A 26,161-nucleotide genomic window follows, 5' to 3' on the forward strand; every position below is an offset into this window, starting at 1 on the left:
TGGAGCGTAGCCGTCGCAGTCAGCACGGGGCGTGTGCGATCAGCGTATCGGGCTATCGTGGCATCCCGCGTGGCACTGCGTGCAGTCGGCGGCAGTGGCGCTGGCGTTGACGCGCCACAGCGCCGCATCTACCTGGTAGCCGGCGGTGGTGATGGCGGCGACTGCACGGGACAGCGGCACTGGTGCATCGGTCGGGTTGGTCGGCCATTCGCTGCCGTCCTCCGGGTTGTGGTGGATGAACCGTCCCGCGATCCGGTCACAAAACTCTGCGTAGTCGCGGGTGTACAAGATGAACGTGTGCCAGCCGATGTCCACCAGGTCGGACGGGCCGATTGGCTCGGTGGTGACGGCAGCGGCGCCAAGGAACGCGAGGGCCTGGTCCAGGATTCGGGCCGGCATGCCTGCCGGTAGGTCCGGGTGGTCCTTGGCGATCCGAGCGGTCAAGCGACCGAACAGTTCGGGCGAGACCAGTGACGCGCCTCGCCGTGTGAGCGTTGTCGTGGACATGTCCGCTCCCTAGGTGTCTGCCCTGGCCGATTGCCGGGCCCTGCATCCAGCGTCAGCGGAAAAGGGCCTCTTGTGAACGGGCTCACTGTTGCGGCAACATCCGTTGTGATGGATGGAAACTGGCTACCGGATCCAGTTCAACCGGCCGTGCAGATGGTCTTTGGCCTTGCCTTACGGCAGCTACGCACGGAGGCGGGTCTGTCTCTGCGGGCGCTCGGCAAGGCCGCTCACTACGACTACACACGTCTATCCCGGGCAGAGCGCGGCGAGCACCTCGTTGACCCGGATGTCGCCAGGGCGCTCGATCGTGCCTTGCAGACCGGCGGGCTACTCGGCCGTCTCCGCTCTCTAGAGCCACCCGTTGCCCCCGCTCGGGGGCGGGCGCCAGCGCTACCACGGACTACCTTCGGCGATGGCCCCGGGGATACGGTGAAACTGGAGCTACGGACGGCCGATGGAAGGACCGTGCAGGTGAGCCTGACACGACGGGAGTTCGCGCAGTTGCTGGGCAGTGGCGCGCTCCACGCCGTACTGCCGGCGGGGGTGACCGACCTCGACCAAGCCGACCGACTAAGCCACAGCCTCAGTGGGTCACGAGTTGACCCGGAAGTTCTCGGCTACTTCCAGCGGCTCCTGACCGAGCACTACACCGCAGACAAGATGCTCGGGCCCCGGCAACTTCTCGGGCCCGTGATGGCACAGCTTGACGTTCTCGACACGCTACGCCGGACCGTGAGACTTGGTGACACGCAGCCCGTGCTGCAACTACTGACGCAGTACGCCGAGTTCGCCGGGTGGCTCCACCAGGACGGCGGTGATCTGCGCGCCGCCATGCACTGGTCTGACCGGGCATCCCAGTGGGCGCAGGCAGCGGGCGACGACGAAATGGTGGCCTACATGCTCGTACGGAAGAGCAACATCGCCACCCTTGACAACGACCCGCGCGCCGTTGTTGCCCTAGCCGCCGCTGCTCGCCAAGTTCGGGGGGACGTAAGCCCAAAGCTCCTGGCGTTGGCCAGCCAGCAAGAGGCGCGCGGCTGGGCGCAACTCCACAACGTTCAGCGCTTCCGGGCGTGCCTCGACAGGGCGTCGGACCTCCTCGCAACCCACCCGGCTGGGCTGCGCCCCAGTTCGCCGGTCTACCTCCACGGGTACGACCTGGACGCACTGGAAGAACAGAGCGCTAGCGCTTACCGCAGCGCCGGCCACACCGCAACCGCTGCGGCGATTCTCGAACGGAAGATTCGCCAGACGCCAAACCACCTCGCGCGGGATCAAGCCCACCAGCGGGCGAAGCTGGCCAACCTTGTCACCGCCGGCCCTGATCCGGATCCGGAGCGGGCCGCTGAACTGGGCATCGCCTGCCTGGATGCATGGCGCCAGACGGGCTCGGCACGGATCGCTGGTGAGCTGCATGAATTGAAACGAACGCTGGCCCGCAGGTGGCCGGATCTACCCGCCGCGCGCCCACTTCACGACGCCCTAATGGCCTGACGACGACCCCTCCCGCAGAATCGCCCAAGCGGGAAGTCTCGTCACGCCAGCTATCGCTTGGGGCCCTCCGCCTCCGGACGGCCTTGCGATCGCCGTTGCAGGACGTCCAGCGAGGCGTCCACCCAGTCGAGCCGAGGGCAACCACTGTCGGTGCACTCGGGGCAGGTCCACCCTCCCCAGTGGTAGCGAATGACTGCTTCGATCGCTCGAAACAGAAAGTCCAGGTCAACGGACTCGAAAACGCCGATCGTGGGGTCTTCGTGTTCCGCCCGCCAGCACCAGTCGACAAACCTCTCCCTAAGGTCGGGTTTGGTGCCGTTGAGCCGGGATAGCTGATCAGATGCCTGGGCGAGGAGCTTGCCCTGGCGGGCCAGCAGGGCCGACCTCCTGCCGCGATACTCATCGAGCAACGCGAGCCGCGCGGGCTGGCAGGGCCAGTCAGCGCCGCAGGCCCGGCACCGCCAAAGCGGGCGCATGGGGTCGTGTGCGCGGATCACGGTCGGCTCCCGCCCGCGTGGTGGTCACGTAGGCAGCGCTTGTGGTCGCCACACTGGGGGCACCAACTGCCTGAGCGGCTTTTGGTCACCAGGCCCAGGACCAGGCCAACGGCGAGCCCAACGACGACGGCAATAGCAACGACAACCATCGACGTCCCCTCAGTCTCGCGTGTCGGCGCTTCGGACGGGCGGCCGTTGCGCGGTCACCAGCGGCCTCCGTTGGCTCGCCACTGCTGCGCCGGGGTGAGCCAACCGACGCGGCCTACCTGGGGGTTGGCGACGGTGGGCTGGGTCATCCACGCCGGCAGGCTGACGGGCCTAGCGCGCTGTACCGCCACGAAGCGTGGGGCGTCCCTCTGCTTCGGCGCGATCGCAGGGGGATTCTTCCTCGGGCGGCGGCGGAACCAACGGCTGGGGCGCATGGCAAATCTCCTCGCTGCGCGGCTGGGTACGTGGCGACCTATACGGTTTGCATGGGAGGCACCACGTTCAGCCCAATCGTGCATGATGCATGCCGGCAAGGCAATCCCCCCTGCACGATGCAAAATCAGGTTCACCTACCGGGGCATACCTCGATCCGCGCCTGTGCGAGTACGATGCGATGCGTGACCAACTCACGGCGGTATCAACCAGGCAACATGGCGGGTCGACGGCTCGGCATGATGCTCCGGGCGCTCCGGGAGGCGGCCGAGCTCAGTACGGCTCAGGTTGCGGAGCACCTTGCCAGCAGTCAGCCGAAGGTCAGCCGGATCGAGAACGCCGTATCCCCTGTGTCCAAGGGGGATCTGATGCTGATGCTCAACCTGTACGGCGTCACCGACCCGGACGAACAAGATCGGCACTGGCAGCTTGCCCGCGCTGGGCGGGAGCGGGGCTGGTGGGAGTCGTACCGCGATGTCCTCACCGGCTCCTTGGGCTCCTATATCGGCTTCGAGAACGAAGCTGAGTCCTTGAAGATCTGGTCCTGGGGAGTCTTTCCCGGGCTGCTCCAAACCGAGGCGTACGCTCGGGCGCTGTTCGCCTCGGACCCCGTACGAACGGAGCCCGAGGAGGTGGATCGGCTGGTGGCGGCTCGCATGCAGCGTCAGCAGCGGATCGCGGAGGACGGGCTGAACCTGTGGGTTGTCCTGGACGAATCGCTACTACACCGTCAAGTCGGGCCCCCAGGCGTGCTCGCGAAGCAGCTTGAGCGGATAGCCGAACCACCACCAGGGGTGACGGTGCAGGTACTGCCATCGAACGTCGGATGCCATCCCGGCCTGAGTGGCGCTTTCACGATCATGGAGTTTGCTGAGTTCCCAACGATCGCCTACCGCGAAACACTGACCGGGGACACTCCGGTTGAGGCCGTCCCTGACGTTGGGCGATACACCCTGGCTTTTGATCACCTCCGGGCTTCAGCCTTGAGCCCGGTAGAATCACGGAAAGCCGCCGTGTCGGTGACGCGGGAACTACGGAAGGAACAGCAATGAACCTCGACGGTGCCACGTGGCGCAAATCCACCCGGAGCTCCGGGCCCGGTAACGGAGACTGCGTGGAGGTCGCCGACAACCTTCCCGGCGTCGTCGGCGTGCGCGACAGCAAGGACCCGACCGGGCCGGCTTTGGTGTTCGGTCCGGAGGCGTGGCAGGCGTTCGTGCAGCATGCCCGACGCTGACAAGCAAGCAATTGAGCCCCCCGGCGTTGATGCGCCGGGGGGCTCAAGTATGTCTGGGACTCAGGTATCGTCCTCCAGGTAGCCGACGATGGCGTCCACGCCGGCCGTGAGGGTGCGCGAGACGCTGCTAGCGCTGACGCCCTCCTCCTGGGCGATTCGGCCCACCGGCCAGTCCAGCGCATACCGCATATACATCCTGCGGCGATGCATGTGCAGGAGCCAGGGGCTGCGCTCCCAAGCCACGCCTATGTCCGCCAGCACGGCATCGATCGTGCTGGCGCCTGACGCGGCGGTAGCCCTGCGGTCATGGGCGCCGAGGCACCAGCAGACCCCACAGCCCCCGGTGCGACGACCGCTGTGCACGTGCTGACAGATGCCGAACTCAGAACCCTCGAAGGTGCTGATGCACGCGGGGCTCAGGTCGCAACGGTGCGTGCACCGCTCTCGGCCGCGGTGAGGGTCGCACTGACGACAGGCCCTGCTGGGTCGGGGTCCACGGCCATGCGAGCCGGGCCGCCCGTCGAGCATGAGCGGCAAGGTCTGTTCAACGAACACGCGGGTGTAGGTCATGCCGGCTCCCTTTTAGCACGTTTTGCCGGCTTGCGCTCCGACTGCTGGTATCTGTCACAGCTACCGCAGATGACGCACTTCCCTCGGGTGCTCTTGTCCATGGCGTGTGCGTATGGCGGGCATCCACAGCCGGCCGTCACGCAATAGCCGAAGCCACCGCCCTCCCTGCCGCCCTTGGCGTTGGTTGCGATTCTGCCCATGCCGTGAACCTGGACCACGCCCCACTCTGCGGGTATGGCCATGTTGGCTACCTGCTTGCCCCACCGAACCGCCTCCGCTTCGGAGGCGAATGGACCGAAGTTCGCCGCCCGGGGGCCACGTGCGCCGAGGACCCACCACGTGCGAAACCACAGCAGGCCGGCGACCGCTCTGATCAGGTCCGCAGCCATGGCGTCGGGGCCGTCATAGGCGCCGCTTTCCAGGATCGCCACAACCTCGGCGATCTCCTCGCGGCGCGGGGTGATATTCACCGAATCCTCTCACTCGTGGCTTTTGGGTTTGCTGACGGGCTGTTGGTGGCAACCAGTCCGCCAGCCGCACCATGAGGTGCAGCCCAGCGGAGCCCCAGCATCTTGCCGCCGTACTCCCCGTTGCGGATGCGCTGGCGCGGTGGCGGACCATCCCCGTCCGCCAGCTCCCGCTCAACGCCACCCTCGCCGCTGCGCCAGCCCTCCAACATGGCGTCCAGGGATCGCTCACCGCGCTGCGCCTGGGTGCGAACGTCGTCCTCCAGGTCGCGCATCACATCGGTGTACAGGTGGTGCAGTTGTCCGTGGGCAACCCACCCTCGGACAAGGTCTGCCCGGGTGGCCGCCATCAGTGCGGCGTCCTGGAGTAGGTCGTCCAGGTCGGTGCCCGGGTAGCGGCGAGCTACGTTCCGGGCCGCCCTGGAGAGGGCTGGCATGACGCCCTCCAGCTCCAGCACCGACCAATCCGCATCGATCATCAATATCCTACTCTCATTAGCGGTTTCAGTTGTTAGCGATCGGTCGGATATCGATCCCGTGGGAGCGTCGCCCCCGGCGCGACCAGGCGCCACAGGCTCGGCACCGATGCCGCTGATATGCCCCGGTTGCCGTGTAGGCGTGGCCCTCCCGGGCCAGGTCCGTAGACCCACAGTTCGGGCACGTGTCGACATCGCTGACGCCATCGGTCAGCCGCGGATTAGGCGCACGCACCAGCCAAGGCATCAACACATCGTGTAGCTGCTCCAGCAGGGTGACATCCCGCCTGTTGTACTCGGCCATCTGTTCCCATGCCTCCGGGTCGCCGGCCAAGCACCTGACCCAGAGCGTGTGTCCCTCGTGCTTGACCTTGCCCTCTAGGCCCAACTCCTGAGAGATGTGCGCGAGCTTATTGGAGGTGAATCGAAACCGTCGCTTGACGGTTTCCAACAGGTCGAGCTGCCGGAACGGTGCTGGTGGCAGCTTGCCAGCAAGTATGAAGTCCCGGTTCAGTGTGGGGATATCAAATCGCTTGCCGTTGTAGTGCACCACCACGTCGGCCTCGCCGAGGATGCGGTGGGCAGAGGCCAACATCGCGTCCCGACCCTGCCCGTGTTCGGAGGCGAAGTGGACCCCCTCCTCACCCCGCCACTTCCAGGCCAGGCAGATTACCCGCCCGGACGCCAAGAGCTGACTGAGTCCGATATTTTGGCGCCACAAACCCCACACATGAGCAAGGGAGGGTGCAGTCTCGATATCAATATAGAGGGTGCGCGCCGTAGCGCGGTCGTCGCTACTCAGGTCGTCGTCCATAGGCCCTGTCCTGCTGTACAAGCCAGATACGGATGGCCACTGCGGCGACCTGGATTACATCACCGAGCCCCACCGAGCCGTCCTCCTTGCCAAGTACCTTATAGACCTCCATCAGGAGGATGTGGTCCCAGGTGGGCGGGCGCTCCATACGGAACTCGTGCTCTACGAGCCCACGGTACGAGTCAGCCATCTTGGCGTACTCGGAACGCCTGCCGTCCGCATGCATCCCTAGGTCCCGCCGGCCGAATGTGATGTTCTGCTGATCCAGCTCCTTGTCCAGTAGATCGATCGCCTTTTCGGTATGCAACCGCTCAACCAGCTCCCGAGCATGCCGCACCAACAGACCGGAGTCGGGCTCCTCACCGGGAGTCGTCTCGCCAAGCTCGGCGGTGCCGATGGCCTCCAAATAATCACCGCTAGCGCCGCTCACTATCGGTTTCCCCCCTCGGCGTCAATTAGGCTGTGCAGGGAAGGCGCCCCGCCCGCCATGTAGATGTCTGTCACGTCGCCACCGCGCAGACGGACCACCCTCGCGCCGCGCAGCCCACGGGTCACCGTGTTGGCCAACTCGGTGCCGGCGTCATCAGGATCCGCCCAGACCCAGATTCGCGAAAAGCCCGCTAGCATCCGGCGGTGCCGGGGGAGAAAAGCCCGCGCGCCCGCAACCCCCACGGCACCCGAGAACACCAGATCCAGCAGAATCGTATCGAACTCCCCTTCGGCTAGATGGATTTCACTACCATCGCGATGGATGGCACCTATATTGAACATGCGAGTCGACTCATCCGTCATGCTGTTGTACTTACCATGATGGTAATCTCGATGCTCGTGCGCCTCTATGCAGCGAAATCGCATGCTTAGCGGAAGGCCGTCCTTGTCCAGATAGGGGATGGCGAGCATGCCCTGAAATCGCTTATGCCCCGGCATCGGCTCCACAACGGCGCCGAGCCTGTGCGCGTCTGCCAGATCCTGTCCTATCCCCCGAGCCGTGAGGTATCCCGCCACATCAGCAGTGAGCTGGGACTGATAGGCGGCCGTAGCCTCCTCCAACGTCTCACGCTGCGATACCGACAGGGGCCTCAATGGATCCCGCTCGGTCATGCCCGACCCCCCTTCTGAGTCCGCGGAGGGATCGGTTAATAGACGCGAGCGCTCCGCGCTTGGTATTCACGACCGGCGGCACCGGCTCCAGGTGATCCGGATTTACACATCTGCGGTTACGGCACAGGTGATCAACGTAGAGGCCCTTCGGCAGATCCTGCACGAGCAGCGCCCACGAAACTCGGTGGGCTCGCCAAGGGCGGCCCCCGATGTTGAAGCGACCGTATCCGTCCCCGTCTGTACAGGCGGTCCACTCCCAGCAATCGGCACAATCTACCTTCGACCAAAAGCGTCTAGCCTTGACGCCAGCTAGGCTTATAGCCACCACGCTGACCAGGCTTCCGTCGTCGGTCACCGTAGCTACTTCCCGTCGCCGCGTTCGCGTCGCTCGCGGCGAATGCGGCTCGCCGAACGAATTCGACGGCTCCTCGATAGTCACAGGACTCCATTTCCATTACTAGGTCCCATGCGCTCCCCGCCCTACCGCATGACATGCAATTCCATAACTGTCGCGCCAGGTCCAGCGAGCATGATGGGGTGCGGTCTTCGTGGAGCGGGCACGACACCATCTGCCGCATCCGGTCCGAGTGGTACGGCACGTCGTAGTGGTCGAGCACGGCGGTAAGCTCTGGGCGTTGCTGGGTGGTGCCCCGCTGCCGCACGGTGGGTCGCCACGTCACGGCCGTGCCCCCTCCGGGGTTTCAAGCCAGGCCGCCCATGTGGGGTCATCGCTCCGCGCCCGGTCAATTGCGGCGGTGCCGCACGAATATGACGGCAGGTCGCAGCAGATGCAGCGCTTCGTCATGTCCAGATCCCGCACGCTCACTAGCGGTTTACTCCCTCTCTTAACACCCGCTGTGCGGGCGGGTCGCGCAAGTACTCAACGGCCTTGACCAGCACGCTCACGTCGTCTCGGACGTGGGCGAGCATGTCGTTGCATCGCCCGCAGAGCAGACCTCTCACCGAAGCCCGGCTACCCTCCCGCCCCTCCAGCTCGTGGTCATGGTCGACGGCCAGACGTCGACTTAGTCCCCTGGCTCGCGGGCAGATCGCACAGCGTCCGCCCTGAGCCTCGTGTATCGCGTCGTACTCCTCGCCGCTGATGCCGTAGGCCGCCTGTATTCGTCGGGCGTGAGCGGATTTCCTGGCGGCTTGCTTGCGCCGCTGGGTGCACCGGAAGCAGCGGAGCTGGAGTGCGTACGCCGGCCCCTTTTTGCCACCGCAGTCTTTGCATGGCTTGCCCCGATGCTGCTCGCTGTCGCCCATCAGCCCCTCCAGCGGTATGGGTGGAATCGCGTTCGCTCGGGCTCGGCTGTGAGTCGAGCGAAGCGCCGGGCGGTGGGGTCGCTCGGCCCCATTCTCTGCTTGACCACGGCCACCTTGTATTCCATTGTCGATGGGTCCAACGCCACCGTCAGAGACAACTCCGGCTTCTCGCTCAACCCGCCCTTCACCTCCTGGCGACTCGGTGGATCGTACGGGGCTGTTTTGGCGTCCCAGCTTTTGTCTGATGCGTGATGTAGCACAATGCTCGTGCAGCCGGTTTCCCGGCTGAACGCGGTCACTCCGGCCATGACGGCCATCTGCTCGGTGTAGTCTGATTCGGCGGCCTCAAAGTCCATCAAATTGTCGAAGACTACGATTGATGGATAGCTGTCATGTAGCTCGACGTGTGCCTCGATCTCCTCATCGATATGGCGCCAGGTGATCGGAGTACCGAAAGCGAACGTCAAGGGCAGCGAAGCCAGGGCATCCAGGTAGCGCTGTCGGTTGCCGCCACCCCGGGCCATGCCCTCCTCGATCTCCTCCTGGAGGTCGCCGGTCACCAAGGCCGCCACCCGAGAGCTAGCGGTGTAGGCAGACATGTCCGCAGAGAAATACAGGGCGGGAACTGCCCACTTCGCCGCTAGCCATGTGGCGAACATCGACTTGAGCGTTCCGCTGCGACCTGCAATCATGATGACCTGGCCCTGTCGAAACCTGCACCCGATGCCGTAGAGATCGTCTAGTGCAGGAATGCGAGGTAGTTCCTTTCCCGCGTCGTGATTAAGGGTTAGTGCGCGGCGCGCGTTTAGCATGGCCTCCCTCCTCAGAAGGCGAGGGCGCCCACCAGCAGGCAGGCGCCCCATCTGGCCGTCACATCAGTCGAAATCGGGAGCCTCAGCGACCGCCTCAGCGACAGCGGCCTCCCGTCGCAAAAAGTAACTCACCACCAGGTCCCAAACGTCGTCGTCAAGGTCGCGGATGACATACCCCGACCCGCTTGACGTGGGAATCTTCCGCAACACGCCGGCGACCTGATTCCCGTCTTCGCCGCCGCTCGGCGTGCCTGGGAGTTCGGGCTCCAAGGTCCCGACCACCATGGCGTACGTGATGGTCATGTCCTTGGCGACCTTCGACGGCTTTCCGTCCTGGAGGTCGGCCATGGTGCGAAAGAACGTGACTGTTGCCTTTAGCTCGTCACGAATCCGTTCCACGCCGTTGTGCCTATGAGGAACGCCCTTCCGAATTGATCGTGGCTCGAACAGGATCGCCACATCATTGAGATGCTCGGCGCCCTTTAGGAACTCGCTGCTCACGTTGGCCGAGGGCTTAACAAAAGCCATGCAAGATTCTCCCAACTCTCACTAACGGTTTGATGGCCAGTTGTCGGCTCACTTGGCCGAGGCCGCCTGGAGTGCCTTACCTCGGGCCTTGTAAGCGGACTTGACTTGGGGGTCGGCGAATGCCGACTGGTTTTTGGCCCACCAGAGCTTTAGCGCCTCAACCGACTCCGCCCCTTCAATCTCGCTAAGCGCGGCACCCCTCAGCGACGCCTCCCCGTCCTCCTGGGGGGGCCTGGAGGGGTTGGCGGCCGGCCTCACAGTCTGCGCGCCCTGCCAGGCGCTCGGATTGCTACGGCTCCGCCCGACACGCTCCCCGGAGATGGCCTGAGCCCCGGCGCCCCGCCCAAGAGCATGCAACGCATGCGCCTGCTGCGTGGCGTTGAGCACCAGTGCGGCGAGCGACAGGCTCTCGTCGCGATCCAGGTCGAAGGCGCGGATCAGCTCCTCACGCACTACCGCGGCCGACCCCCGCACGCTGATCCAGGAGTCCTCGTAGCCCTTCCCGTACTTGATGGTCACGCTGAGCGGCCCATCGCTGCCGCGATCCTGATCACTCACCCGCTGTCCTCTCGCTCGGTTCGCCTGACGTGCTCACACTAACGGTTTCAGGTGACAGGCGAGGAGAACGGGACCAGTGCTTTCGCCCCTACGCTGCGCAGCTCACGGACTTGTTTTGCCAGTTGAGCGCCTTGCCACCCGACCCGCAGGTTGATCCAGTAGAGCGTTGCGGTCGCAGCACCTGGCAGGTGGATGATGACGCCCCAGTCCTGGTTAACCGGCGGCAACGGCCGACGGATCAGCGTTTCGTGGTCGTAGAGGCAGGAGCGGCTGTAGACGGCGAGCTGCATCGCCATCTTGAGCGCGCCGTACGAGACGTTCCCGGTCTTGAGGTCTGCGATGAGGTGTCCACTGATCCAGTCGGGGGCATACTCCAGACCCCGACTGGCGCGCATCCGGGCAGGCATGGCAGCCAGGCCCGCACCTGGCCCCGGCCCGTCGTATTGCACGATACGGTCCGGCGTGCCTCCAACCTCTAACTCGTCGCAGACCACGAGCGTCTCAATGTGGACCACGTCCAGGTCGAGAGTGGCTATGCCGTACGCCGCCATGTCTGCCACGTCTTGCTCGGTGGCCGCCGGCATGACCTCCCCCCGGTCAACAAACTCGCTCAGCCCGTGGAGGCGCGTACCCCTTTCCCGACCCTCGTGTGCACCGCCGATGGCAGCCAGCTTTTCGGCGATTCCGTCGAGTGCCCGCCTATCGGAAGTTGGATCCAGCTCACGGGCTGCGGACACCATGGGGGCCGCCCTAGTCGCCCCGAGGAGCACCGTGCGCTGGCCCCACCTGGCAAGGGTGCTCTGGTCCTCAATGCAGTCGACATACGTCGTGGTCCTGGTGTAGGGCACCAACCGGTGGTCGCTCGCCGCGCCGCCGTCTAGGCAGGCTGGACACCTGTCTGGGACGTGGATGAGCGGACGGTCGTAGCGGTCGCGCGGAACCCCTTTGGACCCGTCCTGGGCACCACTACGATGTCGGGATTGACGCTTTACCGCCTGGCTAGGTTTGATCAGTGGCATGCAGGATCACTCCTTTGTAGCTCGATGCGCAGCCCATCCTTGACGGTCCATGTGGGCGCGTACTCGCGTAGATCAACGATGCGAAACCCCAGGTCACTAATTAGGCGCAGTGCTCCAACTAGGTCCCAGGACGAGACCGAATCCGGGATGTCTAGGTGGAACAGGGGCGTTCCGTAGTCCACATGGACCTTGATGCACCCAACGGTCGCCTCGAACTTGTCTGTACGACTCATGTGCCCTCCCCATAGCCCGCTAGTGTGAGTGGGCTCCGCAAGGGTATAGAGCAGTGTCATCAATCTAGACCCCCGCGCCTAGCGGAGGTCCATCTTGTACTGTGAGTAACGGATATGGATACCGGCCGTACGTACCGTTTCGAACATGAGTGCCAACTGAAAAGACTATCTATAATAATCTTTTCAGATGGTCCTAACTGGCCGAAAGTATGAGCGTCAGCGGGTTCGTAGCGCTGAGCCCCCGGGTAGGCGCCGGTACCGCCGCGCCCTGCTGGGTTTGGCGCGGCTTCGCCCGTGCGCCGTCGACTTCTCAGTGTCGGCGCACGCATCCGGGCGCGATCGCGATGTGATCGGCAGCGCCCAGTCATCAGCGAGCTGGATCAAGTGGTCCGGTCGGCCGGCAATGCTGTCCGCCACCTGCGACCGCCACGCGGCCATCGCTTCGGCGGGGGCGCTGGTGGCGCCCACCACCACGTGCCCCTGGGCAACGACCTCGCGCTGGATGACCCGTCGCGTCCGGGCCGACCCCCGTGAGTCTGGAACAAAGATGATCACTCGCATCGACCGAGTATTACTCGCAAATTCCGGTCGATGCTAGTACTTTGATCAATGATCCCGCCGAGTCCGCGTCCTGACCGATGCGTCTTCATCGGGAACCCGTATCAGGTCGTTGTCAATCCCCGGCCTGCGCGCCACGTAAAACCAGCCCTCTTTGGTCAACGGGTTATAGTGCACGACCGTGCCGTACGGGGCCTCCGGTGAGGTCTCGGCGCGGGCGACCAGCCAACGGTCCAGCTCCCGCTCCACGGTGGGCCCGAGGGGCTCACCGTTTCGGCGGCGACCTAGGGCGCGGAGCATCTTGGGCGGCATCTTGTGCCGATGTTCCTTTCTGAGCGGCCACGGAATGAGGTCGTCGTGGCGGCCGATGAGCGCCGGGATGTCGTTTCTCCTACGTATGTCGACCACGGTGCTGTAGCCGACCTTGACGCCGTACTTACGCTGGATCTCGTCTACGATCCACGTAAGCTTTTTGCCGTCCTTGATCCAGCGGACCACCTCGTCCACGTTGGGGACCTTGACGTTTGGCATGAGTGTGAGCGTAGGGGTCGTTCACTCACACTGTCAAGTAGTGATGATTGACGATACGTGGAGCTCGAAAATGAAGATCGAAGTGACGGTTTGCGATGTTTGCGGTGACCGCACTCTCCCGGCAACCACATACACCGTCTCGTCCGAAGACGGCAAGCAGGGAGAAACTGACCGATGTGACACGCACGGTTCGGAGCTGCGGGGCATCTCTCGTGGTAACCCCGCGCCCAAGGCGCCGCCCACGGGTAAGGGCGGAGGTCGCCGTAGGCAGCCGGTCGCAACCATGGCCGACGTTGAGGCTGCTGTTGAGGCCGCGAAGCGTCAGACCCCCTAACCCCCGCTGAACTGGGCATAAATGCGAGAAGGCCCCACGCGGACCAAGTGGTCACGTGGGGCACTATCTCGAAGGGGGCTGGTATCAGGTCAGCGGAAGCTCTCGTGAAGTGTCGCCTGGATCGCCGGCCTCGGCCGGCTCCGGAGCGTCCGGAGCGGAGTCCGAAAATCCGGTCAACGACGTGAGGATCGATAGCACCGCGGCCAGACCGGCCGCCGAGCCAACGGCGGCCCAGTCGACCTCCAAAAGTCCTACGTAGTCCACCGACATCAGGGACAGGGCGGTCTGTGCGGTGGTTTTTACGGCGCGCTCCCAGGCGTACACCCAGAACGCTCTAGTCATCAGCTCCATCGGGCTCCCTACTCTCACTAACGGAATCGCTTATCGGCCGATCGTGCGAACGATCGGCGCCCAGGTCTTGGGGCCGACGATGCCGTCAGGCGTTAGGCCCCGCATGCGCTGGTACCAGCGCACCCCACTAGCGGTCTTGGTACCAAATATCCCGTCAGCCGCGCCGCACCTGGCGCCGATGAAGCGCTGGACGGCCTCGACGTCCGTGCCCCGCATGTGCGTGGGGCGACGGAGCCTCAACACTCGGCTGCCGTTGGGGTGGCTCGGCAGGCTTCCCAGTAGCGTGGCCCAGGTCTTGGGGCCGACAATGCCATCGGGCGTGAGGCCCCGCGCCCTCTGGTACTTGATCACTGCCGAGCGCGTCTTGGGGCCGAACACGCCATCACGCGTGGCGCCCACCGCGTCTTGCACGGCGGCCACGTCGGTGCCACGAGCGTACGGAACAGTCAGGCGCAACATCCGGCTGCCAGCCGCTTGATCAGGCAGTGGGGGCGGGGAGGGTGTACCGCCCTGCCCCTTTCGCCACTGCTCGACCGTCTCGCCCTTGAGGATCGACAGGATGGCGCGCATCGCGGTCATATCGTCCGCGTACTTGCGGTGCACGGAGATATGGATGTGCCACAGGTGCGACGAGTCCGATGTGACTGCCTGCCCTCGCGCGTAGTCCCAGCCCTCGACGTGCACGTCGTGGTCCGCTTGGCCATAGAATTCCCGCATGTAGATGGTGCGCGGGTCAGCGGCGCGGCCGGCGTGACCGGCGGCAAGAAGGCGTGAGGAATACTTGTCGATCGTCTCGTAGCGCCCGGCCTGCGCGTCGGCGAACGTCAGGTCAATGGCGGAAGCCAGGCCGGGCGGCCCCTCACGGTCGACGCTGAATTGGGCGTACGAGTAGTTGCCGGGCCACCGAGCAACGTTGGCGTCGCGGGTGTTGTGGTAACCCCGCTTGTTGGCGTAAATGCCGCCAAACCTGGCAGCACCTTCTACCTTCCGAAACTCCTCCCATAGCCACTTCAGTGCGTCAGACGTCGGACTCATCTCTCTCCAATCGCTACCGCTCCCAGTAGCGGTTTCAATGCCTGATGTGCTCCAGGCGGTGGATGCGCTGCTCCTCGCGGATGCCGGCGATCTCCTCATCCTGTCGCCGCTGGGACGTGATGACGACAGCCAGGTCCTTGCGCACGTACTCAAGCCCGACGACGACCTTGTCCAAGTCGTCCCGCAGGTTGGTTGGGTGGTCGTTGACTACCTGCTCAACTACCTGCTCACCGACCTCCCTGAGGCGCTTGCTCTGCCGGCGCAGTACCTCGACGCCAGCACCAATCAGCGCTACGAGGACAGCACCCCCGGCCGTGATCAGTTCCGCTGCAATCACGTCCACTCCGATCACATCCACTGCGATCCGTTGCCCGTCTTGACGGATGCCAGCACCCACGACGCACCGTTGCCGACCCAGACGACGGCATCGCGCCAGCTCGCCCCATCGCCGACGCGCACACCCGACAGGGTCGTCACCGAGGCGGACGGAGACCAGGAGCCAGCGCCCTGGGCGTTGATCGCGCGCACCCGGACGTAGTACGTCGTGGCGGGCGACAGGCCCACCACGACGTACGGAGGCTCGGTGTCCGGCGAGGTGACGGAGGCGCCGAAAAGGGCGTCCGTAGCCTGGATCTCATAGCTCTGAATCTCGCTGCCGCCGTCATCGGCGGGAGCGCTGTAGGTCACTGTCATACTGGTGGCCAGCACGTTGGTTAGCACGGGTTCCGGCGGGGCGCCCGGCGGTACGGCCGGGGTGGTGACGCTTGCTGTCTCACTCCACTCAGAGTCGCCCACTGCATTGGCCGCGCGGACGCGCCACCAATACTCCGTGCCCGGTGCGAGTCCGGTCACCTGGAGCGTGGTCGCCCCGAGCGCGGCGGCATGCGGGTCCGCGCTGAAAAGGGCGTCAGTAGCCCGCTGCACCGTGTACTCCGTGAGAGTGATCCCGCCATCGTCTGCGGGGGCTGCCCAGCGCACTGTTACGCCGGTCGCGGTGGCGTCTTCCAGGACAGGTGTGCCCGGCGCGCTGGGCACCGTCGTGCCGGTCGTGATGGTCCGGGTGCCGGAGTAGGGACTCCAGCCCACCGAGTTGTGAGCTCGCACCCTGGCATACAACGTGGTGCCCTTAGGTAGCCCGGCAACGCTTCGACTGGTCGCCCAGCCCGAGTCCCAGCTCGCAACGATGTCGGTAAACGTCGAGTTCCGGGACACCTGCCCAGAGGTGCGATCAAGGGACGCGCCATTACTCGACGGGGTAGCCCACGACAGGGTCGCGCTCGTCGCTCCCACGCCGCTTACGGCGGGCGTGCCGGGCGTGCTGGGCACGCCCGGTGGACGAGCCGGCAGGGTGAGGGACCGGGAGTGACTAGGGGTGCCGCCGTTATACATCCCGGAGATATTGCATGTCCAGGAGTAAGTCGGGCCACCGCCATAACCGATACTGGCAGTAAAATTCTTACTGAAAACCAGCTTGGTGGCGCCAGTCCCATCCAAGCCGTTGTAGTAGCTACCCGACCCGCCCCCAGTGCCGGATATCGAATAGCTCTGATTATCGGCGAACCGCCAACCATCGGTCACCCTGACATATGCCCGCAGGTAAACCGTCACAGAGGTGCTGCTAGCGCTTGGCGATGAGGTCCAGCAATTAATGCCTGCTTGGAGGTGACCCTCGGCGGATCCCCAGGTAGTGGCCATGCGCCCCCCTAGGTTGTCGGCTGGATCCAGATACGGTCAGCGTCTGGGCTGCCGGACGGTGTGGTCTCAGAAACGGTGAGGCGATATCCGCCCCAGCGCAGAGAGTCGGCCACCTGGCTCGGAATGAGGGCACTCCACGCGGCACCGCTCCAGAACTCCCATTGTCCCGTGGTCGCGTTGAAACCCAGCTTGTATTTACGAGGCGAGGCGGGTCGCGTTACCGTCTCCCAAGCCCCAGTCCGTTGTCCGCTGTAGCGTCGCTGGTCCGTGAGCTGGTTTGGTGCAATGACCCCCGCACCCTGCGCAACCTCAGCAGTAGCCAGCGGCTCCTCAAATATCTCGCTGTCCGTCTGCTCCAATGTGGGTACCGTCCCACCAGGAGTACCCTCTTTGACGGTAAGATCAATCGCATTCGCCGCAGGATCCAGGCGTAGGATGGCGCTGTCATACCGAGTCAGCGCCCCTGACGGGGTCAGGGGCAGCACCTCTTGTGCAGTCGACACCACGACGTGGCCACGTACATACGCCACGCCGGGAGCGACCAACAGTGACATTGCCGACGCGTGTGGGGTTACGCGAAACCCACTACCGCCGATCGAATCCAGAATGCCGGTATCTTGCAGCTCGGCAAAAAGCTGGCTGTACTGCGCCTCCGTGCTGTCCTGGTCGTCAAAAGGGAAGCTGGTGATGGTCACGGCGCACTCCTAGCCCTGGACGGGTGTTAGCACATACGAGAGGTGAGCGGGCAGTGGAGTGCTCCAATCGCTAGTGACCTGAATGCGGAACGTCGTCGCATCGATAGCGACCGCGGACTCCAGGCGGATCACCGCCGTCCCGAAATTCCCATTGGTCATCTCGGTCACGACCCCATTGACCACGTAGTCTTCGGCGCCCATGGAGCGCCCCTCCGGGAGCGTCACCACCAACACGCTGGTGCCGGGTGCAAGGCTGCCGATCGACTGGAATCTCACCGCAAGAGGGGCAAGGATCCCGCCAGCGCGCTCCAGGTTGTCTACCCGCAGAGCAATGCCATCCACGCGCCGCGCGAGCGCCAGATCGGGGCTGAGGCCGGCGGGGTCGCCAAGCACAGCGCCCACGCGGGCGCCGGCCTCGTCAATCCTCAGGACATATCCGGTGACGATGGCTGTCATTTCCTGGCCCTCGACAACCACGGTGATTCGATCGCTTATGCGCCAGTCCCACCAGAACCGCATCGCGCCTGGATCATCGCCCTCGGAGTCCTCCATGGGTACGATCTGGACCGCAATTGTGGCGAAGCCCTCTTCGTCAAGCACCTCTTTGCCTGCGCGTTCCAGGTCGGCCGGGTCGTCCGTTTGGCGCTGGTCCACAAATCGCTCGATTCGTCGACCCCACAGCGCCTCACCGGCCTGCGCGTCCTCGGTGATCATCTCCACGAGCTGGCGGTCAACCAGGTCGCCCTGTCCCGCGACCAGGACGCGGGTGGCGCCGGGTGGTCCGATGGCGACCCGATGGGCCGCCAGGGTGGAGTTGTGGATGTCCAGGCGGATGTCCCCAGTGAGGTCGCGCCCCTCCTCCACCCCAAAGCGCAGGCCAGAGCCGACCTGCCTGACCTGCCAGTGCAGACTGGTTCCGCCCGCGATCTCGTTGAGGAGTGCGCCGAGCACGTGAAAGCGTGCGCGCTTGGTCAGGACCGGCCCACGCCCCAGGCTCGCGCTGACCGTGAGGCTGTCCACACGGCGGGTAGAGGGAGCGCTTGGCCCGGCGTTGGCACTGACGTAGGCGCACATCAGCGTCTCCGCCGCGCCAGTCCGGACATCATGCGCGAGTGCCTGCACGTCCAGGTCTGGAGACGTCGGATCAGGAGCCGCCAGCCTGTCGGTCATGTGGATGTCGTCACTGACGCCCTCGACCGACAGTGTGCCAGCAGGGTCGTCTGCCGTGGCCGCAGCCTCCGGCTTGACTACCGGACCGCTAAACAGCACGTCGCCCGTGGCGGCCACAGTGACCACGATGCCGGCTCCGGGGGTCCTCAGGTGCGGCGACATCGGGTGCTCAGCGGGCAGCCGCACGCGCCACGTGCCGACGCCGCTGAGCACGTCGGTAACCTGCACATCCAGGTCGTCAGGGTGAATTTGACCCACGATACTAAGGTCCAGGTTGCGAACCTCGACAATAATGTCATCGCGTCGCACTAGATGACCCACCATTTCCTAGGCCGCCACGTCGCCCTAATTGCACTCTCCCCGGTCGTGTTGACCATCGACACCCGTGCCAACGTCTGACCGGGCGGGAGAGGCCAAAAGCGCGGGGCGGGCGCAAGCTCGGAGTATCGGTTTGTGCCCGCGAGAGTGCGGACAGTGGACGCTCGCGTGTTGATAATCAGCTCCTCGCCAGCACTGAGAGCTCCGAGCCATTTCATGGCTCGCGAACCATCCGAGACGACCAGGTCTTGACCCGGCCCGACGATCCGCCAGACTGGCCACGTCACCGCATCGCCGTCGTTGACCAGGAGCATGTCACCAATGGCCTGACTGCCAGAAATCTTCAAAGCCACCAGCGAGAAGCCAGCGCCAAGTAGGCCACGACCGGCGCCCGCGTTTGTGACCTCCTTGCACCGCTCCTCGTGAGAGGTGAAGTAGGGGTACCCTGCCCGCAGGGTGACAATCGTCGTCAGCTCGCGGTCACCCGTGGTGCCATCGCCATAGGCGATATCGCCGCCACCCACGCGGACCACGCGAGTGGTCCAGTAGGCGCCGCCGTCCTCAACCACGTCCAGGTCGAACTCACCCTGCATGAGCACGAGGGAGAGACGAGTCTTTTCGCGCTCCAGCGCCTCCCGGTCCGGCGCGAAAATGTGTAGCGGGATGTCGATGTCCCGGGGTTGCTTGCGCTCCCCTCGATACGCGGCCCCGTCGCCAGCGCCTGCTCGCCACTGTGTCGAGACGGGCGGGAGGCCGAATCCGGTCACGCCCCTCAGGGCCTCCACGCCGTATCCCGTCCTACTAATGCCATCCAATCGCATCACATCGGTATCGCTACGAAACCGCAGGTGCACCACTACCACCCCCAGGCACGGGCCCGCCCAAGGGCGGCGAACAGATCTTCTTCCGAGTCCATGCTTGAGCCCGGCGCGGCATGGTAGTTGATCGTTTTGCTATCCGTGGCCCGGCCAACATCTGAGCCGTAGGCGTCGGAGTTTATACCCAGGCTCGCTGTAGGTACACCGAATTCGGTGCTGGCGACATCCTTTGTCAACTCGCCCAGCGAGCGACGCACCATGTCATACCGGGACTCCAATCCCTCAATAAACCCGTCGATGATAAGTCGGCCCGCGCCGTAGAGCAGGGTGCGGTCGGTGCTGGGCGGACCTTTCCAATCGGGCATGAGGTCAGTGAGGCTGTTGAGGTTGCCTCGGACCTCACCAAACATCGACTGGATACCGTCAATCAGCCCGCGCAGGAGCGCCTTTCCAGCGTCAACCAGCAGCTTGCCAAGGTTGCCGAGTGCGGACCGTATCTGATCAGGTAGGTTGCGGAAAAAGGAAAGAGTATCGTCCACGCCAGTATCGACCGCATCGACGGCGGTTTGGATGCCGCGCTCAAACTGCCTGCGGATTTCATTCCACAGTGATGTGATGGCGCCGCTAACGGCCCCCCAGATGCCCCGAAAGATCCCTACCATAAAGTTGATTCGATCCTGGATGTGGTTAACGATTCCATTCCAGGCTGCGACAGCTACGGCGCCGACTGAAGACCAGACCGAGGACCAAAGGTCCGAGACGCGGGACAGTCCATCACTGAAAATTCCGGCCATAGTTCCAAACGGCCCGAAGATGATTTTGAGGATGCCGATGACCGCATCAATGATACCGGAAAAGATCGACTGCACCCCACTCCATGCCCGCTCCCAGTCACCAGTAAACACACCGACCAGGAAATCGATCACACCGCGTATTACGTCGACTAGGCCGGCAATAGCTTGGGCGGCACCCTCGACAACTACGCCCAGGTTCTGCGCTAGCGCTCGTGTCATCATATCGAGTGCCGGGATTAGCAATGGCACGAGCAGATCCAGTAACTCGACGATGATATCAATCACTGGCTGAAGCGCGGCTACGGCATCGGCTAGAATGGGTGCCAACGCCGCCAGTAGCGTGGATATTACTGGCAAAGCTAGCTCTGCGATCGACAGAAGAAGCGGCTGGAGCGCGCTAATAACGGGCATTAGCGCTGGCAAGACAGCCTGTACAATCTGAACGAGCGCGTCAATAATCGGCTGGAGTAGCGGCGTAAGTCCGCTAAGCGTCGCGGATGCTACCGTAGCAATCTCTGACAGCGCCGGGCTGATCGCCCTAACTACCTGCACTAAGCCGTCACCGAGCATTTCAATGACCGGCAACAGGGCTGCAACTAGCCCGTCCAATGTCGGCGTGAGAGAGCCAAACACCTCGCCAATTTGTGCGGCAAGCTGACCCAACACTGGGCCGAGCGACCCAACCAGGTCCGCAATAGGGGTAAGCGCCGGCAGAAGGGCAGTGACTGCCGCATTTACGCCTACGAAAAAGGAAGTCAATCCTTCCTGGAACGCCGGAGTGGAGAAGATTTCACCCAGGACCGCCGCCATTTGCCCCCACGCGGAACCGACGAGGGGTAGCACATCGCGCAGGACCGAGACCAAACCGATGAAGACTTGACTAAATGCCGGACCCGCCTCATTTACGAAGCTGTCGAACATTTCCTGGACGGCCGAGAAAAGGGAGGTTAGGGCACCCTGGATTTCGGGTCCTTCGAGTGTTTTAGCGAATTCCTGGAGCCCGCTGCCCAAACTGCTCAGGGTCGCGGTTCCCGCTGCGTCCGCAGCCCGCCACAGAGCAGTAAATACCTGAAACGCCCCCTTGAGCGTCTCGATCAGCCCAGACAGCGCCTCTATGGACGATTCAACAATGGATGTCAGGCCATCGCCGGCCGTTTGCGCGGTGAGGAAAGCGGCGAACTCATCCGCAGTACGGCCAATGAGGTCAGCTAGCGGCGGTAGGATCGAAGAGCCGATCTGCCCGAAAATCGTCATGATGGCCGCCAGGGCCGGAGTGTAGCCAGTGAAGATATTGATCGACTCATTGAGTCGATCGAACATCTGTGGCAGCTCCGACAGAAATCCGCCCTCAGCGCCGAGCGAGCCTGCAAAAGCGGCGAAGAAGCCTCCAATAGAGCCGGACACCTTGCCCAGACCCGCCTCCAGGAGGGGAAGCGCCGCTGTCAAGAGGTTATTGATTGGACCACGAGCGATTTCCCAAAATCCGTCGCTAATGATGCCCTGGAGCTGCCCGAAGCGCTCGGCTACGGCAGGGAGTTGGTTCCCAAAGTCGGCAAATGCGACGGCCATCGCCGCGAGGCCAATCGCGATGCCAGGTAGGGCGAGGGCAATTGGAAGGAGCTGGGCTAGCGATCCAGCTAGTCCAATGGCGTTTCCCGCTGCCGAAACAAGTGCGCCAGAAAGGGCCGTCACGGCAAGCGCCATAGTGCTTATTTGGGGAAGGTTGGTAAAAAGTCCGAGGAATGCTGTGCGCGCTTGTGCGATGCTCTCACGCAACGCGCGGAACCCGCTCAGCACGTCAACAAAGCGGACGGCGGCTAGGGCGCTTCGATCGATTACAGGGCGGATAACGGCATCGCGCGTACGAGTCAGGATGGCCAACGCCGCTGACACCCGGGCGGATGCCGCGTTGTCTATATCGGTCTCGACACGCACTTGGTCGAGTCGGGCCTCCAGCTCTGCTTTAGCCGCAGACAGGCTGGCATCATTGAGGTCTACATTAAGGTTGATCTCATTTAGCGCGCTTAGCTGTGCCTCAACCTTTTTAATAGCCCGCTCAATACTGGCCTCGTCATCGAGATTGACCTTAATGTCGATACCGATGTCCTTGACGCGCTGCTCCAGGAGGTCTCGCATCGACTCTAGCGAGTCGCGGTCAAGCTCCACTGGGAGTTCTATCGCATCCAGGTTGACCAACTCGGCGTTTACCCTGGCCAAGGCGGACCGAACGCTACTCAGGTCATCCAGATTGACGCGCAGGGTCAGATCCCGCATGGCTTGCTGAGCGCTGTCGCGGACGGCTCTGGCCTCGGCTGCGGTCTCCGCAGCCTCGCCGTCGTCCAGCTCTACGGCGAGCCTGGTGGTCAGCTCAGGTAGGCGCCGCTCCTCGCGTTCGAGCTGCGCTTTCGCCTCAGCACGGAATGCGCTGGTATCCGGAGTGACCTTGACAAAGATGCGCCCGATGATCTGGTCGGTCATTATTTACCCCCGCCGGTCAGCCGGCCAAAAACATCCCGTAGGGAGACTTTCGTGGTGGGCTTTTTGGCTTTCGGGCGCGGGTACTCGGGGAGCCGCGGTGGTTTCCCCTTGCCCCAGTTACCTGATGCGCGCGTGTTAAGGTTGATTGCATCGAAAACGTTGGCGATCATGTGCCGATCCGCACCCCAGCCGTGATGCTCACGCCCCCCCGCAGCGAGGGCGACTGTCAGGCTGGTGTCAGGAAGTGCCCGCACGGCAGTCAGCACGAGCTCCGGGCTCGGCCCGCGACCCTCCACTACGGCTTCGATATCGATCCCGAAATAGCGCCGTAGGTCTGGGTAGAGTCCGGACCCGTACTGATCAATGAGCCGTGCTAGGCAGATGCTTCCCCCGGCCTGCACCGCTCCCCGTAGGCCGAAAACAGTTCCGCGAGCATGGCGGTGTCGTCGCCAATCTCCCTCAAAAGCTTGTCGGCCGCCGATCGCCGCTCCGCCACGGTGCGGATAATATCTTTCAAGCAGTCGACCTGATCCGCCCCTTGGTCGTTCATTGCCCTCTGCGTCTGCTCCAGGTGCGCCCGCTTCGCCTTGTCCAGGCGCAGTGGGTTGAGCAGCATCACTTTCGTGCCGTCTCCGAGCTTCACCGGCAGGGCCGCGTATTTGCGTTCCACTGCCGCGCGGATGTCGTCTAGGGTCAGGTCGTTTTGATCACTCACGAGCAGCCTGCTTTCGGTTTCGAGACATAGGCCGGAAAGTTTGTTTAGGCGGCGACGCCCGCGACCCAAACTGAGGAGTCCCAGTAGGCCGTGGTGCCGTCCTCTAGATCGACGTACTGGCCCGTAGTCCAGGCCGTGGCGGGAGAGGCGGTGACGCCGGCGAGGGCGGTCAGGTTGTACGGGGTGTCCGCGCCATCTGGACTGAAAGCACCTGGAGTGCCAGCGCTTGCGCCCTCGGCCTCAATACCGCCGATCGGCGTCACCGTGTACGCGTAGGCGTTGGACCCGAAAACCAAGGGCTTGACGCTGAGCGGCAACCCGGCCAGCGACTCAGCATCCGATACGGAAAGGTCGTCCGCACGAAAAATTTCGGCCTTTGGCGCATAGAACGCGAAGGCGTTCGTGCCGTCGTAGAACACAACCAAAAAGGCACATTCGGTTGGCACTGGGGACATTGGCACGCCGAGCGAGCCATCCGCGAGCAGCGGGGCGTTAGAGCCATAGTAGAGCCGGAGGCCGGCGCGGTCGAACTGCTGAAGGGTGAAGGCGAAACTCTCAGTCCGCGGCGCGTACGTCGTGCGCAGCGTTTGCGCCTGGAGGGTTCCGAGCGTCGTAGCTTCGCCACCCTCACTGGTTATGCCGAAGATATCTTCCAGGCTCGTGTGGCCGACGTTCTCCCACATCGAGTCAATGCTGAATAGGTCAGATGGTGCAATGGTGCCCGTTGGGGCGCGGAAGAAATTGCCGGCCCCCACAACAAGGGTCGCGTTATCGTTGAGCATGATCGCTCCCAGGGGTTTGGATTTAGGGCTGCTGCCGGGGCCGGCGAACAGTCACGTCAAATCGGGTCTCGTATCGCCAGACGCCTGCCGGGAGATCCGCGTACTGGACCGGGCCGGTCGCGGTTGCCCAGTCGGGCACGCGTCGGGGCGAGGCGGTCATCGTGAGGCCCACGAAGTGGCCAAGCTCGGGCACGCCGAAGCGGGCACGCCGAGCGCGCATCAACGAGGCGCGCACCGCTTCGGCGAGGCGGCCAGCATCCTCGTCCCCATCGGGGTCCTCGGCATAGGCGTAAATCGCCATGTGAGCGTCGTCTATGAAACGCTCGTCGCCCGCCCAGACGCCATAGCTATCCAGTCTCCGCAGGTGGATAAATGGAAAGGTCTGAGCCATCATAATCAGCGTGCCAGCCTTGACATCCGGCAGGTAGTACGCAAGTGCAGCGAGCAGTAGATCCTCAATCGGCGAAAATTCTTGCGCGGCGATGACACTAGGAGGAAGGCCCGCCACCGTTCGGCACCCCCATCACTCGACCCTTGCGCACCCGAATGCGACGCAGCCGCGTTTTGACCCGCCGACCCCGCTTGATGCCGAGGTTCGCGGCGCGCGTCAAGATATACAGCCCCTCGTGGCCACCGAAAGTGCGACCACTGTCATCAATCAGATGGTCGGCGCGGCCGAACTCAATGCTCAACGCGCCGAAATCGGAATTGCGGTCATCAAGGCCCACATACCAATCCAGGTGACCGTATTCGCGGTCGCGCTCCTGCCCCCAGGTCACCTCAGCGCCACCACCTACGCCCCGGTCGGGCGAGACGGCGCCCGCATCGCGGGCTGCCTGGAGGTTGGCCTGGGCTCGGCCGTAGATGGCGAACGTTTCTCCCGAGAGGTAGAGCTGCACACCATCCAGATCGGCTATGGCCCCCTCAATCTTGCGTCCGGCTACGCGGCGAAAGACCTGGGCCATCACACCTCCGTCGGGGTCAGCGGGCGGCGCCGTAGCGACACCGTCACGTGACGCGTGTGCCGGGTGCCATGGTGATAGGCCGGAGGCGTGACGACATCCCACCGTGAGCCGCGCCACTCCACCTGAGCCCACAGCTCGCAACCGGCCACGTCGTCGCGCACGATCATCTTGACGACGTGGATTTGTTGCTGCCCGGGTAGCTCGGCGCGCGAACTGCGATCAGGGATGAATGCCGCGACCACCACGACGGGGTTGTCCTCATCTACCACGCGCACCCGGTGGCCCCGGCGGTCCGTGACCTCCCTGTACGGATAAACAGTGGCGGACTGACCACGCCTACGCTGCATGGAGGGCATCGGCCTCAGCACCCCCTACGGGGATGCCAGGTGGAGTAGCCGTACCCGTAGCCGCTTCGGCACCCCCCGCTAGGGTGCCAAGTAGAGCAGTCGCAGCCAAAACCCCAGCACTCCTCGTTGAGTGGGAACGGGTCGCCGTCCGTGTTGACCAGCGTGCATTGATGGTGCTTGTAGCGTCGCAGGTCTGTGCGGTAGGCAGTTACCTCGGCGCTCACGAACCCGCCCTGAGCGGCGCCGCCCAGGCGGCGCAAGGTTTCAATTTCAGCGTCCGAAAAAAACGGTGCTCCCGCCTTGTCGCCAAGGTCGGTAAACGCGACCGTTTCATCACCAGCGCGACTTTGGGTCAAGCCATCTAGATTTTTCATGTACCGCGCTACGGCCACCAGCACAAGCCGGCGCACCATCCGGGGTGCCTCCTCGGGGACCGGCCACGCCTGGCCAGCGTGGTAGCGAGCCTCCTCGGACATGTCATCCAGTGCGGCGCCGGCCACGCGCTCCTCGGCTGCCGACATGGTGAAATCGATCCTGCCTTGAACGTCCTCGACCTGGGCAAATGGCTCAGACACT

At 63.9% G+C, this 26,161-nt stretch carries 33 protein-coding genes and 1 pseudogene; 4 read left to right on the plus strand and 30 right to left on the minus strand.

Features of this window, described 5'->3' with window-relative positions; translation table 11 throughout:
- Window positions 1–39: 39 nt before the first annotated feature.
- Window positions 40–507 (minus strand): glycine-rich domain-containing protein, encoded by a 468-nt coding sequence (locus tag STROP_RS02560; protein WP_011904427.1) that lies wholly within the window; start codon window positions 505–507, stop codon window positions 40–42.
- Between the two features lie 153 nt (window positions 508–660).
- Between STROP_RS02560 and STROP_RS26270 the strand changes: the two are divergent.
- Window positions 661–822: pseudogene (locus STROP_RS26270) on the plus strand (helix-turn-helix domain-containing protein); the annotation flags it as partial.
- A gap of 156 nt (window positions 823–978) precedes the next feature.
- Complete coding sequence (locus STROP_RS02565) at window positions 979–2,001, plus strand: NsdA family TPR-like regulatory protein (protein WP_238380265.1); 1,023 nt, start codon at window positions 979–981, stop codon at window positions 1,999–2,001.
- Window positions 2,002–2,051: 50 nt separating this feature from the next.
- Here STROP_RS02565 and STROP_RS23475 read toward each other — a convergent pair whose 3' ends face one another.
- On the minus strand, window positions 2,052–2,477 hold the full coding sequence (locus STROP_RS23475) for a flavin reductase (RefSeq protein WP_080516625.1): 426 nt from the start codon (window positions 2,475–2,477) through the stop codon (window positions 2,052–2,054).
- Window positions 2,478–3,157: 680 nt separating this feature from the next.
- Between STROP_RS23475 and STROP_RS02575 the strand changes: the two genes are divergently transcribed.
- Together STROP_RS02575 and STROP_RS02580 are read left to right on the plus strand one after the other, a co-directional pair.
- On the plus strand, window positions 3,158–3,970 hold the full coding sequence (locus STROP_RS02575) for a helix-turn-helix domain-containing protein (RefSeq protein ID WP_011904430.1): 813 nt from the start codon (window positions 3,158–3,160) through the stop codon (window positions 3,968–3,970).
- Entirely contained in the window at window positions 3,967–4,155 is a 189-nt protein-coding gene (locus STROP_RS02580; RefSeq protein ID WP_011904431.1) for a DUF397 domain-containing protein, read from the plus strand. Before STROP_RS02575 ends, STROP_RS02580 begins: the two co-directional genes overlap by 4 nt.
- Window positions 4,156–4,215: 60 nt before the next feature.
- Here the strand turns inward: STROP_RS02580 and STROP_RS24505 are convergent, their stop codons facing one another.
- From STROP_RS24505 to STROP_RS02740, 28 genes are all read right to left on the minus strand, one after another.
- Entirely contained in the window at window positions 4,216–4,416 is a 201-nt protein-coding gene (locus STROP_RS24505) for a hypothetical protein (RefSeq protein WP_148217317.1), read from the minus strand.
- Window positions 4,417–4,721: 305 nt separating this feature from the next.
- Complete coding sequence (locus STROP_RS02590) at window positions 4,722–5,195, minus strand: hypothetical protein (RefSeq protein ID WP_011904433.1); 474 nt, start codon at window positions 5,193–5,195, stop codon at window positions 4,722–4,724.
- A complete protein-coding gene (locus STROP_RS02595) occupies window positions 5,192–5,671 on the minus strand; it encodes a hypothetical protein (RefSeq protein ID WP_011904434.1) in 480 nt (159 codons plus the stop codon). The genes STROP_RS02590 and STROP_RS02595 overlap by 4 nt, the downstream gene beginning before the upstream one ends.
- A 25-nt stretch (window positions 5,672–5,696) precedes the next feature.
- Window positions 5,697–6,482, minus strand: a complete 786-nt coding sequence (locus STROP_RS02600; protein ID WP_011904435.1) for a ribonuclease H-like domain-containing protein — start codon at window positions 6,480–6,482, stop codon at window positions 5,697–5,699.
- Window positions 6,463–6,912, minus strand: coding sequence for a hypothetical protein (locus tag STROP_RS02605; RefSeq protein ID WP_011904436.1), 450 nt, complete (start codon window positions 6,910–6,912; stop codon window positions 6,463–6,465). Before STROP_RS02605 ends, STROP_RS02600 begins: the two co-directional genes overlap by 20 nt.
- Window positions 6,912–7,583, minus strand: a complete 672-nt coding sequence (locus STROP_RS02610) for a toprim domain-containing protein (RefSeq protein WP_011904437.1) — start codon at window positions 7,581–7,583, stop codon at window positions 6,912–6,914. Before STROP_RS02610 ends, STROP_RS02605 begins: the two co-directional genes overlap by 1 nt.
- The gene (locus STROP_RS25980) at window positions 7,537–7,938 is read right to left on the minus strand and encodes an HNH endonuclease signature motif containing protein (protein WP_420794850.1); all 402 of its coding nucleotides are present in this window, start codon (window positions 7,936–7,938) and stop codon (window positions 7,537–7,539) included. The genes STROP_RS02610 and STROP_RS25980 overlap by 47 nt, the downstream gene beginning before the upstream one ends.
- Entirely contained in the window at window positions 7,877–8,263 is a 387-nt protein-coding gene (locus tag STROP_RS26275) for a CHC2 zinc finger domain-containing protein (protein ID WP_080516551.1), read from the minus strand. The genes STROP_RS25980 and STROP_RS26275 overlap by 62 nt, the downstream gene beginning before the upstream one ends.
- Window positions 8,264–8,408: 145 nt before the next feature.
- Window positions 8,409–8,849, minus strand: coding sequence for an endonuclease VII domain-containing protein (locus tag STROP_RS23495; protein WP_011904438.1), 441 nt, complete (start codon window positions 8,847–8,849; stop codon window positions 8,409–8,411).
- Window positions 8,849–9,661 (minus strand): AAA family ATPase, encoded by an 813-nt coding sequence (locus STROP_RS02630; RefSeq protein ID WP_011904439.1) that lies wholly within the window; start codon window positions 9,659–9,661, stop codon window positions 8,849–8,851. The genes STROP_RS23495 and STROP_RS02630 overlap by 1 nt, the downstream gene beginning before the upstream one ends.
- A gap of 63 nt (window positions 9,662–9,724) precedes the next feature.
- The gene (locus tag STROP_RS02635; RefSeq protein WP_011904440.1) at window positions 9,725–10,189 is read right to left on the minus strand and encodes a hypothetical protein; all 465 of its coding nucleotides are present in this window, start codon (window positions 10,187–10,189) and stop codon (window positions 9,725–9,727) included.
- Between the two features lie 48 nt (window positions 10,190–10,237).
- Window positions 10,238–10,747 (minus strand): hypothetical protein, encoded by a 510-nt coding sequence (locus STROP_RS02640; RefSeq protein ID WP_011904441.1) that lies wholly within the window; start codon window positions 10,745–10,747, stop codon window positions 10,238–10,240.
- Window positions 10,748–10,794: 47 nt separating this feature from the next.
- Window positions 10,795–11,487 (minus strand): hypothetical protein, encoded by a 693-nt coding sequence (locus STROP_RS02645; RefSeq protein ID WP_202944444.1) that lies wholly within the window; start codon window positions 11,485–11,487, stop codon window positions 10,795–10,797.
- Between the two features lie 1,118 nt (window positions 11,488–12,605).
- Window positions 12,606–13,088 carry a hypothetical protein gene (locus STROP_RS02655; protein ID WP_011904444.1) on the minus strand — a complete coding sequence of 161 codons (483 nt, stop codon included), beginning with the start codon at window positions 13,086–13,088 and terminating at the stop codon, window positions 12,606–12,608.
- 418 nt (window positions 13,089–13,506) lie between these two features.
- A complete protein-coding gene (locus STROP_RS02665) occupies window positions 13,507–13,764 on the minus strand; it encodes a holin (protein ID WP_080516626.1) in 258 nt (85 codons plus the stop codon).
- A 39-nt stretch (window positions 13,765–13,803) separates the two neighbouring features.
- Window positions 13,804–14,808, minus strand: a complete 1,005-nt coding sequence (locus STROP_RS25985) for a peptidoglycan-binding domain-containing protein (RefSeq protein WP_011904446.1) — start codon at window positions 14,806–14,808, stop codon at window positions 13,804–13,806.
- Between the two features lie 34 nt (window positions 14,809–14,842).
- On the minus strand, window positions 14,843–15,166 hold the full coding sequence (locus tag STROP_RS02680; protein WP_085981787.1) for a DUF2746 domain-containing protein: 324 nt from the start codon (window positions 15,164–15,166) through the stop codon (window positions 14,843–14,845).
- The gene (locus tag STROP_RS25005; protein WP_187151575.1) at window positions 15,157–15,912 is read right to left on the minus strand and encodes a fibronectin type III domain-containing protein; all 756 of its coding nucleotides are present in this window, start codon (window positions 15,910–15,912) and stop codon (window positions 15,157–15,159) included. Before STROP_RS25005 ends, STROP_RS02680 begins: the two co-directional genes overlap by 10 nt.
- A gap of 599 nt (window positions 15,913–16,511) precedes the next feature.
- Complete coding sequence (locus STROP_RS02690; RefSeq protein ID WP_011904448.1) at window positions 16,512–17,198, minus strand: hypothetical protein; 687 nt, start codon at window positions 17,196–17,198, stop codon at window positions 16,512–16,514.
- Window positions 17,199–17,207: 9 nt separating this feature from the next.
- Entirely contained in the window at window positions 17,208–18,677 is a 1,470-nt protein-coding gene (locus STROP_RS02695) for a siphovirus ReqiPepy6 Gp37-like family protein (protein WP_011904449.1), read from the minus strand.
- A complete protein-coding gene (locus STROP_RS02700; protein WP_011904450.1) occupies window positions 18,677–19,540 on the minus strand; it encodes a phage distal tail protein in 864 nt (287 codons plus the stop codon). The genes STROP_RS02695 and STROP_RS02700 overlap by 1 nt, the downstream gene beginning before the upstream one ends.
- A 2-nt stretch (window positions 19,541–19,542) precedes the next feature.
- Complete coding sequence (locus STROP_RS02705) at window positions 19,543–22,776, minus strand: phage tail protein (protein ID WP_011904451.1); 3,234 nt, start codon at window positions 22,774–22,776, stop codon at window positions 19,543–19,545.
- Window positions 22,777–23,149: 373 nt separating this feature from the next.
- Window positions 23,150–23,491, minus strand: coding sequence for a phage tail assembly protein (locus tag STROP_RS23510; RefSeq protein WP_043535136.1), 342 nt, complete (start codon window positions 23,489–23,491; stop codon window positions 23,150–23,152).
- Between the two features lie 44 nt (window positions 23,492–23,535).
- Window positions 23,536–24,273, minus strand: coding sequence for a phage tail tube protein (locus STROP_RS02720; RefSeq protein ID WP_011904453.1), 738 nt, complete (start codon window positions 24,271–24,273; stop codon window positions 23,536–23,538).
- A gap of 22 nt (window positions 24,274–24,295) precedes the next feature.
- A complete protein-coding gene (locus STROP_RS02725) occupies window positions 24,296–24,781 on the minus strand; it encodes a hypothetical protein (protein WP_011904454.1) in 486 nt (161 codons plus the stop codon).
- The gene (locus STROP_RS24510) at window positions 24,762–25,238 is read right to left on the minus strand and encodes a hypothetical protein (RefSeq protein ID WP_011904455.1); all 477 of its coding nucleotides are present in this window, start codon (window positions 25,236–25,238) and stop codon (window positions 24,762–24,764) included. The genes STROP_RS02725 and STROP_RS24510 overlap by 20 nt, the downstream gene beginning before the upstream one ends.
- The gene (locus STROP_RS02735) at window positions 25,238–25,513 is read right to left on the minus strand and encodes a phage head-tail adapter protein (protein WP_238380266.1); all 276 of its coding nucleotides are present in this window, start codon (window positions 25,511–25,513) and stop codon (window positions 25,238–25,240) included. The genes STROP_RS24510 and STROP_RS02735 overlap by 1 nt, the downstream gene beginning before the upstream one ends.
- Before the next feature lie 86 nt (window positions 25,514–25,599).
- Window positions 25,600–26,160: a hypothetical protein gene (locus STROP_RS02740; protein WP_011904457.1), complete on the minus strand. Its 561-nt coding sequence runs from the start codon at window positions 26,158–26,160 to the stop codon at window positions 25,600–25,602.
- Window position 26,161 lies beyond the last annotated feature (1 nt).

Origin of the sequence: Salinispora tropica CNB-440 (assembly GCF_000016425.1) — a bacterium.
In the GTDB taxonomy this organism is placed as follows: Bacteria; Actinomycetota; Actinomycetes; order Mycobacteriales; family Micromonosporaceae; genus Micromonospora; species Micromonospora tropica.